This is a genomic window from uncultured Amphritea sp. (genome assembly GCF_937127095.1).
Lineage (GTDB): Bacteria > Pseudomonadota > Gammaproteobacteria > Pseudomonadales > Balneatricaceae > Amphritea.
The window spans coordinates 34,697-50,807 of record NZ_CAKZLP010000063.1; the positions used below are offsets into that span (position 1 = coordinate 34,697).

17 protein-coding genes are annotated in these 16,111 nt (G+C 52.6%); 11 read left to right on the forward strand and 6 right to left on the reverse strand.

All coding sequences use genetic code 11. The features are described from left to right. Window positions 1–67: 67 nt before the first annotated feature. The 11 genes from livH to Q0499_RS16085 all read left to right on the forward strand — a co-directional run bounded on the left by livH (window position 68) and on the right by Q0499_RS16085 (window position 11,103). Complete coding sequence (gene livH / locus Q0499_RS16035) at window positions 68–994, forward strand: high-affinity branched-chain amino acid ABC transporter permease LivH (RefSeq protein ID WP_299201145.1); 927 nt, start codon at window positions 68–70, stop codon at window positions 992–994. Next, window positions 991–2,253, forward strand: coding sequence for a high-affinity branched-chain amino acid ABC transporter permease LivM (locus Q0499_RS16040; protein WP_299201148.1), 1,263 nt, complete (start codon window positions 991–993; stop codon window positions 2,251–2,253). Before livH ends, Q0499_RS16040 begins: the two co-directional genes overlap by 4 nt. Further along, window positions 2,250–3,017: a high-affinity branched-chain amino acid ABC transporter ATP-binding protein LivG gene (livG, locus tag Q0499_RS16045; RefSeq protein WP_299201151.1), complete on the forward strand. Its 768-nt coding sequence runs from the start codon at window positions 2,250–2,252 to the stop codon at window positions 3,015–3,017. Before Q0499_RS16040 ends, livG begins: the two co-directional genes overlap by 4 nt. A gap of 1 nt (window position 3,018) precedes the next feature. Further along, the gene (locus tag Q0499_RS16050; protein ID WP_299201153.1) at window positions 3,019–3,720 is read left to right on the forward strand and encodes an ATP-binding cassette domain-containing protein; all 702 of its coding nucleotides are present in this window, start codon (window positions 3,019–3,021) and stop codon (window positions 3,718–3,720) included. Window positions 3,721–4,060: 340 nt separating this feature from the next. Then, window positions 4,061–4,258: a hypothetical protein gene (locus Q0499_RS16055; RefSeq protein WP_299201155.1), complete on the forward strand. Its 198-nt coding sequence runs from the start codon at window positions 4,061–4,063 to the stop codon at window positions 4,256–4,258. 125 nt (window positions 4,259–4,383) lie between these two features. Then, on the forward strand, window positions 4,384–5,748 hold the full coding sequence (locus Q0499_RS16060) for a sigma 54-interacting transcriptional regulator (protein WP_299201157.1): 1,365 nt from the start codon (window positions 4,384–4,386) through the stop codon (window positions 5,746–5,748). A gap of 182 nt (window positions 5,749–5,930) precedes the next feature. Then, entirely contained in the window at window positions 5,931–7,574 is a 1,644-nt protein-coding gene (locus tag Q0499_RS16065; RefSeq protein WP_299201159.1) for a CoA-transferase, read from the forward strand. A gap of 66 nt (window positions 7,575–7,640) precedes the next feature. Beyond that, window positions 7,641–8,135: a histidine phosphatase family protein gene (locus Q0499_RS16070; protein WP_299201161.1), complete on the forward strand. Its 495-nt coding sequence runs from the start codon at window positions 7,641–7,643 to the stop codon at window positions 8,133–8,135. A 90-nt stretch (window positions 8,136–8,225) separates the two neighbouring features. Then, window positions 8,226–9,182 (forward strand): AEC family transporter, encoded by a 957-nt coding sequence (locus tag Q0499_RS16075; RefSeq protein WP_299201163.1) that lies wholly within the window; start codon window positions 8,226–8,228, stop codon window positions 9,180–9,182. Window positions 9,183–9,223: 41 nt separating this feature from the next. Further along, window positions 9,224–10,480, forward strand: coding sequence for an SO_0444 family Cu/Zn efflux transporter (locus Q0499_RS16080; RefSeq protein ID WP_299201165.1), 1,257 nt, complete (start codon window positions 9,224–9,226; stop codon window positions 10,478–10,480). Next, window positions 10,477–11,103 (forward strand): ankyrin repeat domain-containing protein, encoded by a 627-nt coding sequence (locus Q0499_RS16085; RefSeq protein WP_299201166.1) that lies wholly within the window; start codon window positions 10,477–10,479, stop codon window positions 11,101–11,103. Before Q0499_RS16080 ends, Q0499_RS16085 begins: the two co-directional genes overlap by 4 nt. Window positions 11,104–11,125: 22 nt before the next feature. Here Q0499_RS16085 and Q0499_RS16090 read toward each other — a convergent pair whose 3' ends face one another. From Q0499_RS16090 to hemA, 6 genes are all read right to left on the reverse strand, one after another. After that, the gene (locus Q0499_RS16090; RefSeq protein ID WP_299201167.1) at window positions 11,126–11,479 is read right to left on the reverse strand and encodes a RidA family protein; all 354 of its coding nucleotides are present in this window, start codon (window positions 11,477–11,479) and stop codon (window positions 11,126–11,128) included. Window positions 11,480–11,646: 167 nt separating this feature from the next. Further along, window positions 11,647–12,042: a CoA-binding protein gene (locus Q0499_RS16095; protein ID WP_363317813.1), complete on the reverse strand. Its 396-nt coding sequence runs from the start codon at window positions 12,040–12,042 to the stop codon at window positions 11,647–11,649. A 15-nt stretch (window positions 12,043–12,057) separates the two neighbouring features. Further along, a complete protein-coding gene (locus Q0499_RS16100; protein WP_299201170.1) occupies window positions 12,058–12,813 on the reverse strand; it encodes a molybdopterin-synthase adenylyltransferase MoeB in 756 nt (251 codons plus the stop codon). Beyond that, entirely contained in the window at window positions 12,807–13,682 is an 876-nt protein-coding gene (gene prmC, locus Q0499_RS16105; protein WP_299201172.1) for a peptide chain release factor N(5)-glutamine methyltransferase, read from the reverse strand. Before prmC ends, Q0499_RS16100 begins: the two co-directional genes overlap by 7 nt. Before the next feature lie 11 nt (window positions 13,683–13,693). Further along, entirely contained in the window at window positions 13,694–14,782 is a 1,089-nt protein-coding gene (gene prfA / locus Q0499_RS16110; protein ID WP_299201174.1) for a peptide chain release factor 1, read from the reverse strand. A 6-nt stretch (window positions 14,783–14,788) separates the two neighbouring features. Continuing rightward, window positions 14,789–16,057: a glutamyl-tRNA reductase gene (hemA, locus tag Q0499_RS16115; RefSeq protein WP_299201176.1), complete on the reverse strand. Its 1,269-nt coding sequence runs from the start codon at window positions 16,055–16,057 to the stop codon at window positions 14,789–14,791. Window positions 16,058–16,111 lie beyond the last annotated feature (54 nt).

Here is a 16,111-nt window from a genome sequence, read left to right on the forward strand (position 1 = left end):
TCCGCCAATCCCGATTCCCTGGTGCCGCGATCCGGCATCGGGGATTCGTTTTATATGGTCCCTGCAAATGTCAGAATTTTCGCTTTATCTGTTGCAACAGCTCATTAACGGGCTAACCATCGGCTCCACCTACGCCCTGATCGCCATCGGCTATACAATGGTTTACGGCATCATTGGTATGATCAACTTTGCCCACGGCGAGATCTATATGATCGGCTCCTACGTGACATTTATTGTTATCGCAGGCCTGCTGGGCATGGGAATAGTGAGCCTTCCCATCATCCTGGTTATCGCCCTTGTGGTCGCGATGTTTATCGCCAGCACCTACGGCTGGACAGTCGAACGGGTTGCTTACCGTCCACTACGGGGTTCGAACAGACTGATTCCGCTAATCTCAGCCATCGGTATGTCTATCTTCCTGCAGAACTTTGTCGTTCTGGCTCAGGGTTCACGGGATGTTGCTCTGCCGCCACAGATTATCGGTGGCTGGAACTTCGGCGATCCGAGCACCTTTGAGGTCTCCCTCTCTTATATGCAGGTGTTGATCTTTGCTGTCACCTTTATCAGCATGACGCTGCTAACACTGTTTATCTCCCGCTCCCGCATGGGACGTGCCTGCCGCGCCTGTTCCGAGGACCTGGGGATGACCAATCTGCTGGGGATCGATACCAATAAAATCATCGCCCTCACCTTTATTGTCGGCGCGGCACTGGCTGCTATTGCCGGATTGCTGCTGGGCCTCTATTACGGCGTCGTCAACCCATTTGTGGGTTTTATCGCCGGTCTGAAAGCCTTTACCGCAGCGGTTCTGGGCGGGATCGGATCAATTCCCGGTGCAGTGTTGGGTGGTCTCATTCTCGGTGTCACCGAGGCGATGACCTCAGCGTTTTTTCCATCAGAATATAAGGATGTTGTATCGTTCGGCCTGCTGGTGATGATTCTGTTATTCCGTCCAAGCGGACTTCTGGGCAAGCCGGAGGTAGAGAAAGTATGACCTCTTCTAAACTGTATAATGCAATTTTTGCCGCAGGAATCGCACTCATCCTCGCCTGCCTGATGATTGGGGTTAAACTGGATACCGACAGCAGCGTGTTGGCGGTTAAAGGCGCAACCGCTGAACAGTGGATATGGATCGCTGTCGGGATCTCAGTGGTGTTTCTATCACAACTGTTCAGCGCTCAGGTCGATGCACTATTCGGTGCCATTCCCAAACCCAACTTCAAAGCGGTGCTGCCGCAAGAAAAGAAGATGGCCGTCCTGAAACCCTGGCTGATCTCTGCGGTTATTGTCGGCATGTTAATCTGGCCGTTTATGGTTTCACGGGGCACTGTTGATCTGGCGACCCTGACACTGATCTACATTATGCTGGGACTGGGACTGAACATTGTGGTAGGCCTTGCCGGCCTGCTGGATCTGGGTTTTGTCGCATTCTATGCTGTAGGCGCCTACACCTACGCCCTGCTATCGCAATATTTTGGCATGTCATTCTGGGCCTGCCTGCCAATCTCAGCAGGACTTGCCGCGCTCTTCGGCTTCCTGTTAGGTTTTCCGGTTTTGCGTCTAAGGGGCGACTATCTGGCAATTGTCACCCTCGGATTTGGTGAGATTATCCGTATTCTGCTGAATAACTGGACCTCTCTGACCGGTGGTCCTAACGGTATTTCCGGTATCGACAAGCCCACTCTGTTTGGTCTGGAGTTTAATCGCCGGGCAAAAGAGGAAGGCGCAATGACCTTCCACGAATACTTTGATATGGATTATTCCAGCTCCTACAAAGTGATCTTTCTCTACCTCATCGCGGTGCTGCTGGTGATCTGCGTCATCTATCTGATCAACCGCCTGATGCGGATGCCAATTGGCCGTGCCTGGGAAGCCCTGCGGGAAGATGAGATCGCCTGCCGCTCTCTGGGCCTCAACCGCACCGCAATTAAGCTCTCGGCGTTTACACTGGGTGCCTCAACCGCGGGCTTTGCCGGCTGCTTCTTCGCCGCCCGCCAGGGCTTTATCAGTCCCGAGTCGTTCATCTTTATTGAGTCTGCCATCATTCTGGCCATTGTGGTACTCGGCGGTATGGGCTCACAAATGGGGATCATCTTTGCGGCCATTATCATGACCATTCTGCCAGAGCTGGCGCGGGAATTCTCCGAATACCGGATGCTGCTATTCGGCCTGCTGATGGTAGTGATGATGCGCTGGCGTCCGGAAGGACTGGTACCAATAAAACGACCGAACCTGGAGTTGAAACAACAATGAGTCAGTTACTGCTGGATGTAAACGGCCTGACCATGCGCTTCGGCGGCCTGGTAGCGGTAAACGGCGTAAACCTGAAGGTTAAGAATCGCCAGATCGTTTCAGTCATAGGCCCGAACGGTGCGGGTAAAACCACCGTATTTAACTGTCTGTCAGGTTTTTATATTCCCACAGAGGGCAGCGTCATGCTGAAAAACCAGCAGATTGCCGGACTGAAAGATTATCAGATTTCCCGTAAGGGGCTGGTACGCACCTTTCAGCACGTCCGTCTGTTTCAGAAGATGACGGTGATTGAGAATATGCTGGTTGCCCAGCACCGCCATTTGAATACCAACCTATTTTCCGGTTTACTCAAAACGCCGAACTATCGGCGCCTGGAAAAAGACGCAATGGAGCATGCCGCTCACTGGCTGAAAGAGGTGCGACTGCTGGACTATGCGAATCGTGAAGCGGGTAACCTGTCTTACGGACAGCAGCGCCGTCTTGAGATTGCCCGTTGCATGGTCACCCAGCCTGAACTGCTGATGCTGGACGAACCGGCTGCGGGTCTCAACCCCAACGAAACCAAAGAACTGGATGAACTGATCATCAGCCTACGCGATGAACATGAGATATCTATTCTGCTGATCGAACACGATATGAGCCTGGTTATGGGCATCTCCGATCATATCTACGTGATTGCACAGGGCACGCCGTTAGCTGACGGCAATGCCGAGCAGATCAAGGGCAATCCCGATGTCATCAAAGCTTATCTCGGGGAGGAATAAGATGCTGCTGATCGAAAATGTAAACACCCACTACGGACAGATTCAGGCACTGCATGATGTCAGCATTGAGATCAATCAGGGTGAGATTATCACCCTGATCGGTGCCAACGGGGCAGGCAAAACAACCCTGATGATGACCATCTGTGGCGATCCCAAAGCGTCCTCCGGCAAGGTCACCTTTGAAGGCGAAGAGCTGGGGCAGTTCAATACCCCGGAGATTATGCGCAAAGGACTGGCCATCGTTCCTGAAGGACGACGGGTCTTCAGTGCCATGACAGTGGAGGAAAATCTCTATATGGGGTCATACTTCCGCACCAACGAGCAGGCTGCAGAAACCATTAAGTATGTCCTCGATCTGTTCCCTCGCTTAGAAGAGCGCTTTAAGCAGCGCGCCGGAACGATGTCAGGTGGCGAACAACAGATGCTCGCCATTGGCCGGGCATTGATGAGTAAACCCCGCTTGCTGCTGCTGGACGAGCCATCACTGGGACTGGCACCGATTATTATCAAACAGATTTTCGATATTATCGAGCGTCTGCGGGATGAGGGCGTCACTATCTTTCTGGTAGAGCAGAACGCTAACCAGGCACTGCGGATAGCTGATCGGGGCTATGTACTGGAAAATGGTCGAATCGTTAAAACCGACTCCGGTGCTAACCTGCTAACCGATGAGTCGGTGAGGCAAGCCTACCTCGGCGGCTAAACGCCAGCTGAAAACGTCACCAAAAAGAGACAAAAACCAGCCACAGGGCTGGTTTTTTTATTTTCCTGTTCTCATAACAACAAGCATTCCCCCCTAAAGCTGACCGAAATCATGCATAAGTGCTGTTATCGTTTCCAAAACAGTGACTTACATCAACGTTTTTTATCCATAAGTTTTGTGCTAAGATAAGTCGCATATATACGACACAAAAAGTCATCAAAAATGACTCATTTATGTCACACATAAGCTACACTGATTAAAAAACACACAGAACCACTGCTGCAAAAGGACTTCTCCACAGCAGAATCAGTATTCCGAAGACCGTTTTGAGGTAAACCAAATGACATGTCTATGCCCACAGTGCAAGTCACTACTGGAACATCAAAGCATCAGTCTGCACAGCCGTCTCGCTGAAGTAAAACATATCCATAACAACACCCTCTATGTGTGCAAGGATTGTTCTGCGCAGATCGGTCTGGTGAGCGTGCCACACAGCTGGCAGCTGATGCCGTACTCCGAGAACCAGAAAGTCGCCTGATTTTCTGCCTGACGCGCCAGCCCGGTAAGGATGGCGCGCAGACTCTTTACAGGTTTGATATTTCTGCCATTGCGCCGTTAATTCTGGCACACTGGCCTGCACCTACAGATAAGTGCAGAGACCCGATGAGCCAGCTTGAAACACTCATTAACAGCAGTGACGAAAACCTTCTCACCCTGCTTTCCAGCCTGTGCCAGGGCGCCATCGCGATTGACCAAAAATGTCGCGTCGTCTGGCTGAGCCAACAGTATCGCGAGTTTCTTGACCTCCCCAACGACGCAAACCTCAACGGCCTCCCTGTTGAAGAGATATTACCCACTACGCAACTACCCCGCGTCGTCAAAACAGGCCAACCCAGCTTTCTCGACCTTATGCAGATTAACAACCGCTGGTGTGCCGTTACCCGACTACCGTTAAAAAACCCGGACGGTTCGGTATTCGGCGCGATCGGTTTTATCTTCTATGACAACCTGAACAACCTTCAGCCACTGTTTGATAAATTTGCCCGACTGAAAAAACAACTGGTGTCCGAAAATCTGTTGCGTACCAGCAAATATGAACTCGACGATCTGATTGGTAGTTCGACCCCGCTGCTCAAAATTAAACGCCAGGCGATCCGAGCGGCACAGCTTGATACCACTATCCTGCTATTGGGGGAAACCGGCACGGGCAAAGAGCTTCTGGCACAGGGCATTCATAATGCGTCCCCTCGCAGAGATGGCCCCTTTGTCGGCATCAATATGGCAGCATTGCCTGAATCCCTGGTTGAATCAGAACTGTTCGGCGCTGTTGCCGGGGCTTTTACCGGGGCGAGCAAAAGCGGACGACAGGGCAAAATACAGCTGGCCGCCGGCGGCACACTGTTTCTCGATGAGATCGCCGATATTTCAGCGGCAATTCAGGCAAAACTCTTACGAGTACTGCAGGAGCGGGAAGTTGAAGCCCTGGGCTCCAACCGTTTAGAAAAAGTTGATGTAAGAATTATTGCAGCAACATCGCGAAACCTTAAGCAACTCGTTGATGAGGGGCTGTTCAGAGAGGACCTTTACTACCGTCTGAATGTTCTCCCCCTTAGGCTGCCAGCCCTCCGGGACAGACTGTCTGATATACCCGCTCTCTGTGCCCATCTGTTGCAGAAAATATCCCAGGACTCGGGCCTTCCGGCGCTGGGTCTCAGCAGCGAGGCGATGACCTGGCTGCAACAATACCCATGGCCCGGCAACGTCAGGGAGCTGCATAACCGCCTTGAACGTGCCTGTGTGATGGCCGAACTGGATGCTATCTACCCGGACGACCTGGGTGCCGATGATATTGTGCAGTCGACCCCGATTGGCACGGATAACAGTCTGGCTCACAGCCGCGACAGAGCCGAATCGCAGATGCTGCAGCAAGCATTGGAACAATGTCAGCACAATAAAACCCGGGCAGCAAAACAACTGGGAATCTCCCGGGCGACCCTCTATAACCGCATCCGCCGCTTGAATATGTAAAGGACTGCATAAAAAATTAGACATAATTTATGCATAGCGTCTAAATAGTTTTACATCTCCCGCAGATTTTTTTGACCCGAGAAAAGATAACTATTTGATAATTATATAGTTACTGCTTATGGCCCTGCATTTGCTATAGATAGCTCTACTATTAAAAAAATAATAAACATCAGGATCTATCCATGTCTAAGCAGATCAGTGCAGAACACGCCGCGCAACTTATCCCCGACAACGCTACACTCGCCACCGGCGGTTTTATCGGCATCGGTTTTGCCGAAGGCATTGCCAAAGCGATAGAGCAACGTTTTATTACCAGCCACCACCCGCAGAAGCTGGCACTGGTCTATGCCGCTGGCCAGGGTGATGCGCAACACCGAGGGCTGAACCACTTCGCCCATGAGGGGCTGGTACGTAAAGTGATCGGCGGCCACTGGGGATTGGCACCGGGCCTGGGCAAACTGGCGACAGATAACCGCATTGAAGCCTATAACCTGCCTCAGGGGGTCATCTGTCATCTATTCAGGGATATCGCTGCAGGAAAGCCCGGAACCCTAACCAAAGTAGGCCTGCACACCTTTGTTGACCCGCGCCAGGACGGCGGTAAAATCAACAGTCGCAGCCGCGCCGATCAGGTAGAACTGATCAATCTTCACGGTGAAGAATATCTGTTCTATAAAGCGTTCCCCATCAACATCGCCCTGTTACGCGGTACCACTGCAGATGCGGATGGCAATATCTCTATGGAGCGGGAAGCACTGCCTCTGGAATCACTGGCGATCGCTCAGGCCACCCATAACAGCGGCGGTAAAGTCATCGTACAGGTGGAACGCATCACCCATCAGCATCACCTGACACCGGACCGGATTAAAATTCCGGGAATACTGGTTGATCATGTCGTCGTTGCTGACCCTGCGGACCATCCGCAAACCTTTGCCGAACCATTCAATCCAGCCTACTGTGGCGATGTCGTCGCCCCGATAAGCCTTGAGTTTGAACCACTGTCTGCCCGTAAGATCATCGGTCGCCGGGCATTGATGGCACTGCGTAAACAGTCGGTGGTCAACCTCGGCATCGGCATGCCGGAGATGGTTGCCACCGTCGCTGCAGAAGAGAAAATGCTGAATGACTTTACCCTTACTGTTGAGCCTGGTGGCATCGGCGGACAACCGGCCAGTGGCCTCAGCTTCGGCGCGGTCAGCAATGCATCTGCGGTGATCGACCAGCCCGCACAGTTTGACTTCTACGACGGTGGCGGCCTCGATCAGGCATTCCTCGGGCTGGCCGAGAGCTGCCCTGAAGGCCATGTTAATGTCAGCCGTTTTGGCAACAAACTGGCAGGGGCTGGCGGCTTTATCAATATTACTCAGAACACCCACGACCTTTACTTTCTCGGCACTTTCACCTCCGGCCCGCAACAGATTGAAATCAACGACGGTGAGATAAAGATTATCGAAAATGGCCCGGTGAAAAAGTTTCGCCGCCAGGTGCAGCAGATAACGTTCAATGGGGAATATGCAATACAACAGGGCCACACCGTCACCTTCATCACCGAGCGGGCAGTGTTTATGCTCACCGCTGAAGGATTGAAACTCACCGAAATAGCTCCGGGTATTGATCTGCAAAAAGATATTATAGAGCAGATGGAGTTCACGCCCCTCATCGATGAAAACCTGATACAGATGGATACGCGTCTGTTTAATCAGGGGCCGATGAACCTGCAATACAGCGGCAGCCACCCAGCGGGGCATATGCGTAAAGTCTGGTCACAATTGGTGACTAACCGTGACGATGAAGCCGAAGATTTAGAAAACTGTATCGCCAGTTAACAGATAGCTTTTCAGCCAGCCTTAGTCAATACTGAGGCTATCACTTGCGCGGCTTAAGGACAGTCTATGAAAATGCTGACACTGGTACGGCACGCTAAATCAAGTTGGGACGACCCGGAACTGTCCGACTTTAACCGCCCCCTGAACAAACGCGGTAAGCGGGATCTGCCGTTGATGGCCGACCGTTTACAGGCATTTGGCATACAGCCAGACCTCATCCTCAGCAGCGGAGCCCGCAGAGCGATCACCACCGCCGAGCAGGTGGCCCTGGCGCAGGGCTATCCTGCCAACAATATCATTGAAGTGCCTGAACTGTATCACGCCCGGGTAGAGACCCTGATCAACCTGTTGCAGGGACAGTCAGATCACTATCGGCATCTTATGGTGGTCGGGCATAATCCAACCCTGGAGATGGCAGGCTACTTCCTCACCCATGAAACAGTTGCCAACTTTCCCACCTGCGGGGTCATGCAGATCGCCCTCAGCATTACCTGCTGGGAGGAACTATCGGAATCCTGTGGCACCCTGGAACGGCTGGATTATCCGAAACTGCACCAATAACAACCCGACACTAGAGAGCACTTGCAGCATAGGTGTATACTGGGTCAATACCTCACTTCGCCTTTTAATCTGCATAATGGAATCGCTGCGTTGAGCCTTTATATCGACACGCTGTTATTTACCAGCAACATTGTTGCGCCGATCTTCTTTATCGTTTCGCTCGGTTATCTGCTCAAACGCTGGCGTATTATTGATCAGGGCTTTATCGACACCTCGTCGAAACTGGTGTTTACCATTACCCTGCCGGCGCTGGTGTTTATGAGCATCTCCCGGATGGACTTTCAGGCGGTTTTCAATCCTACGCTCCTGGGTTACTTCATCATCAGCACGCTCATCAGCGTTGCTATCCTCTGGCAGGCCAGTAAGTATTTCATCAAAAAACCGGAAGACCTCGGAGTGTTTATTCAGGGATCATTTCGGGGCAATTACGGCATTATCGGACTTGCGATCAGTTTTAACATGTTCGGCAACAGCGGCCTGGCGCTGGCTTCACTGTTACTGGTCTGCGTCATCCCGCTCTACAATGTACTCTCAGTTCTGGCGTTATCATTACCGATGCAACAAACCAATGGACCCAGCATAACCCGCCCGATCAAAGAGATCGCCCGCAACCCGCTGATTATCGCTGTACTGCTGGCACTGCCGTTTTCCTATTTTGGCTGGGGACTGACAGCCGTGGGAGATAAGATCGGCAACTATTTTGCCAGCCTGACGCTACCGCTGGCACTGCTGGCGATCGGCGGATCACTCAACCTGAGAAGCCTGCGGGACACCTCCGGTCAGTCCAGCTGGTCAACCCTGATCAAACTGGTGATTATGCCGCTGGTTCTCACCTTTGGTGCCTGGCTGTATGGTTTTAAAAGTCAGGAACTGGGCATTCTGTTTGTGCTGTTTGGTTGCCCAACAGCTGCAGCCAGTTTCATTATGGCGAAAGCGATGGGGGGCAACGCTCAACTGGCGGCCAACATTATTCTGACCACCACACTGGGCTCTGTTATCACCCTCAGTGCGGGGATCTATTTTTTACGTTTATGGAATCTGATCTGATTACGATAAGATAATCCTATTCAGATATACGGGGTATTGCGATGCTGCTGGCCTTTTTAGACAACTTGCTAAACCTGTTTCTCGATACAGCTATCTGGCTACTCTTCGGTCTGATTCTGGCAGCCATACTGAAAGGCTGGATCCCCACCTCACTGGTAAAGCGGTGGCTTAGTGGCAAAGGTGCCGGATCGGTTATCCGGGCAGCCTTCATCGGTGCGCCGCTACCATTGTGCTCATGCGGCGTATTACCCACCGCCATAGGCCTGCGACGCTCGGGTGCATCCAAGCCCGCCACCGTATCATTCCTGGTTGCCACACCTGAAACCGGGGTTGACTCAATCTCAGTAACTTATGCCTTGCTGGGGCCTGCGATGGCGGTCATCAGACCCATATCCGCAATCGTCAGCGCCATTGTCAGCGGCCTGTTGATCATTCTGTTTGATCGCGACGACACCCATGAAAAACAGAGCCCGCCGACAAAAGCAACGCCTGAGAAAGTAAGCAGTTGCTGTAGTACAAAAACAGCCGTTGCCAGTCGTCTCTGTTGCGGTGAAGAAGAAGAAGAAGAAGAAGAAGAGGTTTCCAGTAACTGTTGCAGCACTAACAAGGACGAAGCTTCCAGCAGCTGTTGCAGCAGTAAAGAAAAAACAGAGGCTTCTGGTAGCTGTTGCGGCAGTATAGAAGAGCCCATCGCAGCCTCATCCGACGGCTGCGGAGGGCTTCAGACTGAAGTCAAAAAACCCGGCATTCTCGCAGGTCTGCAGTTCGCCATTGTCGATATTCTTGACGATATATCCAAATGGCTAACCATTGGTCTGATACTGGCAGCAGTTATCGCTACTCTGGTAGAGCCATCAAGCCTGAGCCAGTGGGGTAGCGGCCTCACTGGAATGCTACTGATGCTGATCGTAGGTCTGCCGCTGTATATCTGCGCTACAGCATCGACACCGCTGGCCGCTGCGCTGTTGGCCGCAGGCATGTCTCCCGGCGCCATCCTGGTGTTCCTGTTAGTAGGCCCTGCAACAAATATTGCATCAATTGGTATTCTCAGCCGTGAACTGGGCGTGAGGGCAGTCATCATCTACCTCTGCGGCATCAGTATCTGCGCGGTTATGCTAGGGCTGGCAACAGACATTATCCTTAACAGCCAGACACTCAGCGTTGGTACAGCAATGGCCCATCATGACTCAGAGGTCTTTACCCTACTCAAATGGGTTGCGGCTATTCTACTCTTCGTACTGGCGGTTAAACCCCTGCGACAGCTATTTTGGAGAAACAACAAGGCAGCCTGCGCATGAGTTTTTTCACCCGGCGCAGCCTGAATAAGTTGCAACAAGCGGTGATTTCAGGGGATCTCGCTTTACTGAAGAAACAGTTTAATAAGCTCGATCAGACACTTTTGACAGAACACCCGTTCAGCTATGAAAACCGAATCTGCAACCTGCCCGAACTGGCCATTTATTCTGGTCAACCAAAGTCTTTAGAGCACCTGTTACAAGCGGGCTGCAGCCTGGAAACAGTCCACCCTGAACCACTGCTTTATCAGGCACTGCAACATCCGCAACAGAGTCTTAAACTGATCACCGTATTACTCCAGGCAGCAATCCCTTTAGACTATCCGAACAGCGATCCACAGCACGCCCTGTTTGCCTGTTTCCGCTTCTGTCCCACCAGTAGCCTAATGCTGCATTTGAGTCGTCTGAACGAATACGGGGCCGATCTCAACCAGGCAGATGCAGAGGGCCAAACGGCTCTACTACTGGCCTTGCAGTCAGAACATAAACCGCTGGTGCAGATGCTGATAAACAGTGGGGCAGAGATGCCGGAAACGATCCCGCAGGGCTGGTGCAGTGAGGAGATCACCGGCTACGCCAGACGGCTGGCCGATGATCTTAAGATCAGACAGATGATGCTCGTCTAACAGGCGCTGTTAACCCTCAGTATTACTTTTTCAGCGCCGCAATCACCGACACCTCGACCAGCAACTCGGGGCGCGCCATCCGCGCTTCAACGCAGGCACGGGCCGGCGCATATCCTTCCGGCACCCAGCTGTCCCACACCTCATTCATCTCGGCAAAGTCTTTCATATCACGAATATAGAGGGTCGCAGAAAGGATATGTTGGCGATCACTGCCCGCCTGTTGCAGCAGTTGATCAACCTTCTCCAGCATGGTTGCCGTTTGCTCTTTGATGCCTGCGGCAGCATCTTTAGCCACCTGGCCACAGAGATAAACAGTATCATTATGGATAACAATACGGCTCATCCGCTGGCCGATCTCCTGACGTTCAATAGACATGATTATTCACCCTTAATAAAACCAGAGATTGTAGTAGATCAGCCGCCAGACGTCAGCCAGATGCGTCTGAATTCAGACCCATTGCTGGTGAAAACCGATAAAGTCGGAAAAATATCAGAAAATAAGACTAACGCACGAGAATAACAGGCCCGACTGGCCGCTACCCCTCAGAGACGCGGAATTTCAATCGCCGGACAACGATCCATAACCACCTGCAGCCCAGCGGCCAGGGCTTTTTCAGCAGCCGGTTCATTGATGACCCCCAACTGCATCCAAACCGTTTTCGCATGTACTGCAATGGCTTCATCAACGATATCACCGGCTTCAGCAGAGTTGCGGAAGATATCCACCATGTCGATCGGCTCTTTAATATCAGCCAGCGAAGAAACCACCTCACGACCATGTATCTGCTCTCCCACTTTAAGCGGGTTCACCGGAATCACGTTATAACCTTTAGCCAGCAGAAAATGCATCACCTGATTACTGGCGCGGTGGGATTTAGGGCTTGCCCCCACCATCGCAATCGTTTTGGTATTTGCTAATATCTGACGAATAGTTTCCATTATATACGGTACCTCTTAATTATTTTTATCACCGCAGCAGGGACACTCAGGGTCCCGTCGCAGCGTCAGTGTTCGCCAGTCCATATGGCGACCGTCCAGCAGTAATAACCTGCCCACCAGCGGCTCACCGAGACCCGCCAGCACTTTCAAAGCTTCCATCGCCTGCACCGAACCGATAATACCTACCAGCGGTGCCAGCACCCCACTCTCAGAGCAGGTGAGGTTTTCCTCGTCGCCGTCCCGATAGAGACAGCGGTAACAGGGCGCATCTTCACTGCGGGGATCAAACACCGCCACCTGCCCTTCCAGGCGAATCGCCGCTCCTGAAACTAGCGGAGTTTTATGCTTCACACAAGCAGCATTCACCGCAAAACGGGTAGTAAAGTTATCGCAGCAATCCACCACCAGATCACTTTCAGACACCTGTTTTTCCAGTGCTGCGGCGTCCAGGCGAGCATTAATGGCCACCACATCGGTATCGGGATTCAGCGCTGCAAGCGTTGCTTTTGCCGAATCAACCTTAGCCATGCCGATGGTCTCTGTACGATGCACGATCTGTCGTTGCAGATTGGTCAGCTCAACCTGATCATCATCCACCAACACCAGCCGTCCAACACCTGCAGCGGCCAGATACATCGCCACAGGACTGCCCAGCCCACCCACGCCGATGATCAGCACGGAAGCCTTTAACCAGGCTTCCTGCCCGGCAATATCTACCTCGGGCAACATAATCTGTCGACTGTAACGCAACAGCTGATCATCATTCAGCATCTATTTTTCTCTTCTTCCCCGCAGCTATCTTGCAAAGGGGCGCTGTTCCACACAGCCCAGGTTATACGATCATTGCCGCCATAATCCTGAGCCGAATCAATATCGCTATAGTTAAGTTGCAGCAATAGCTGCTGCACGGCTGCCGCCTGATCATAACCATGCTCGAATAGCAGCATGCCACCTTTAACCAGATACTCACGAGCCTGTGTGGCTATATGGCGGATATCGGCCAGCCCGTTATCCTCGGCAATCAGCGCACTCAGCGGTTCAAAGCGCACATCCCCTTGCCGCAGATGCGGATCATCGGGATCGATATAGGGAGGGTTACTGACGATCAGGTTAAAAACACCCGTAACCGGTTCAAACCAACTACCCTGTATTACTGTGACATTCGCCAGACCGATTCGTTGCCGATTTATTTCCGCCAGTATCACCGCCTCAGCGACACGGTCCACTGCAACCAGCTGCCAGTCCCGACGTTCTGAAGCCAGTGCCAGTGCAATAGCACCGGTTCCGGTGCCCAGATCTAATACTCTGGCCGCTGAATCGGGCATAAGTTCCAACGCTTTTTCCACCAGGCACTCAGTATCGGGACGAGGGATCAGGGTGGCCGCGTTGACTTCAAGATCCAGAGTCCAGAAACCCCGGCTACCGATCAGGTGTGCCACAGGCTCACCCTGAATACGCCGCTGCAGCAGTTGCTCAAATGTAGTTTGCTGGGCAGCGGTGAGCTGATGCTCTCGCCGGGTAAACAGAAAAGTGCGATTGCACTCGAGGATATGGCAGAGCAACAGCTCGACATCGGCGGCGGGACTTTCGCTACTACCAGAAAGTCGCGCCGCACAGGCCTGCGCATCAGATATATTCATAACGGTCAGAATCAGCTGTCGTCGGACAGTGCACCCAACAGCTCGGCCTGATACTCACTGACCAGCGGGTCGACAACCGACCCCAGCGCCCCTTCCATCACTTCCAACAGTTTATACAGAGTGAGGTTGATGCGGTGATCGGTAATCCGTCCCTGAGGAAAGTTATAGGTACGAATCCGCTCAGAGCGATCACCGCTGCCGACCAGTGACTTACGGGTGCTAGCCTGCGCGGCGGCATGTTTTTCCTGCTCTGCCGCCTGTAAACGTGAGGCCAGCAGAGACATCGCTTTGGAGCGGTTCTTGTGTTGTGAACGCTCCTCCTGACACTCGACAACCACACCGGTAGGAATATGGGTAATACGGATCGCAGAGTCGGTTTTGTTAACGTGCTGACCACCGGCACCGGATGAGCGGAAAGTATCCACCCGAAGGTCAGCTTTATTGATCTGAATATCACTGACCTCATCCATCTCTGGCATCACTGCAACGGTACAGGCGGAGGTATGAATACGTCCCTGGGATTCAGTCTCAGGCACCCGCTGCACCCGATGCGCGCCGGATTCAAATTTCAGACGGGAATAAACATCTTTGCCGATAATTCGGGTAATCACCTCTTTATAACCGCCGTGCTCACCCTCGTTAGCGGTGATAATTTCCAGCTTCCAGCCCTGCGCTTCAGCATAGCGTGTGTACATCCGCAGCAGATCGCCGGAGAAGATCGCCGCCTCATCACCACCGGTACCGGCACGCACTTCAAGAAAGACGTTACGAGCATCATTCGGATCTTTCGGCAACAGCAGAATCTGCAGTTCCTGCTCCAGGGTTTCGATATTATCTTTCGCCGCAGAGAACTCCTCTTTCGCCATCTCGCGCATATCCGGATCAGAGTCATCCAGCATCAGTCGCGCCTCATCCAGATCGGCCTCAGCCGCCTGGTAAGACTGAAAACATTTCACCACAGGCTCAAGCTCGGAATACTCTTTTGAATACGCCCGAAACTTATCCTGATTAGAGATCACCCCGGCATCTCCCAGCAACGCCGCCAGTTCTTCATACCGGTCGGCCAGGCTTTCCAGTTTAAGGGCTATCGATTCTTTCATCACTAATCAGTCTTCTTTTACAGTATGAGATAGCTGAAACAGATCCTGCGCCATCTCGAGATAGTCATCACGTCCCTCAGCACTGGCTTTACGTAGCTGCACTGTCGGGCTGTGAATTAATTTATTGGTTAAACCGCGCGCCAGATTGTTCAGCACCTCTTCGGCACTCTTACCATTACTCAGCAGACGCAGGGCTTTCTCTAATTCGGCATCGCGCAGCTGCTCTGCCTGCTGACGCAGCGACATCACCGTCTCAACCGCACCCAGTGAGCGCAGCTGGCGCATAAACTCCAACGCGCCAGCCTCAACCAGCGTCTCCGCTTCCTGCGCGGCCGTCTGACGATGCCGGACATTTTCCTCGATAACCTCTTTCAGGTCATCGACGGTATAAAGATAAACGTCATCCAGCTCAGATACTTCGTGTTCAATATCCCGGGGGACCGCAATATCCACCATAAAAATGGGGCGGTGCTTGCGTTTTTTCAAGGCAGACTCAACCGCCCCCTTACCCAGAATTGGCAGCTGACTGGCGGTTGAAGCGATGACAATATCGGCGTCTTCCAGCGCGTCAGGAATATCGCCCAGTAAAATCGCCCGGGCATTAAACTCTTCAGCCAGGGCTTCTGCCCGGACTAATGTCCGGTTGGCCACCGTCATCTGCTTAACACCGGCTTCTGACAAATGCCGGGCAACCAGTTCGATGGTTTCACCTGCACCGATCAACAGCGCCTTGCTGGTGCTCAGATCAGCAAAGATATGCTGCGCCAGGCTGACTGAGGCATACGCTACCGAAACCGGGTTTTCACCAATGGCGGTATCGGTACGCACCCGTTTGGCGACCGCGAACGTCTGCTGAAACAAACGGTCCAGTTCCGCACCGACCACCCCAGCGCTTTGTGATACCGCATAACAGGATTTAAGCTGTCCGAGAATTTGCGGTTCGCCCAGCACCAGCGAGTCCAGACCACTGGCAACCCGCACCATATGCTGAGCCGCTTCCTGGCCCCAATGGGTATAACTGCAGGCCTGTAACTCTTGCGGGTCCAGACTGTGATAGCCCCCTAGCCACTCCAGTAGTGCGCGGGTGCCCTCCAGCTCTGTAGAGCAGTAAAGTTCGGTGCGATTGCAGGTAGACAGTATCGCCACCTCTTTCAGCTGCGCCAGTTCACAGGCCTGCGCCAGCGCATCGGCCATCTGTTCTGGCGCAAACGCAACCTTTTCGCGTACCGAGACCGACGCTGTCTTATGATTAATGCCTAACGCGAGCAAAGCCATAGAGGAAAATCACACCCAGATTGAAATAGCGCGTCATAATACACCTTATTCAGC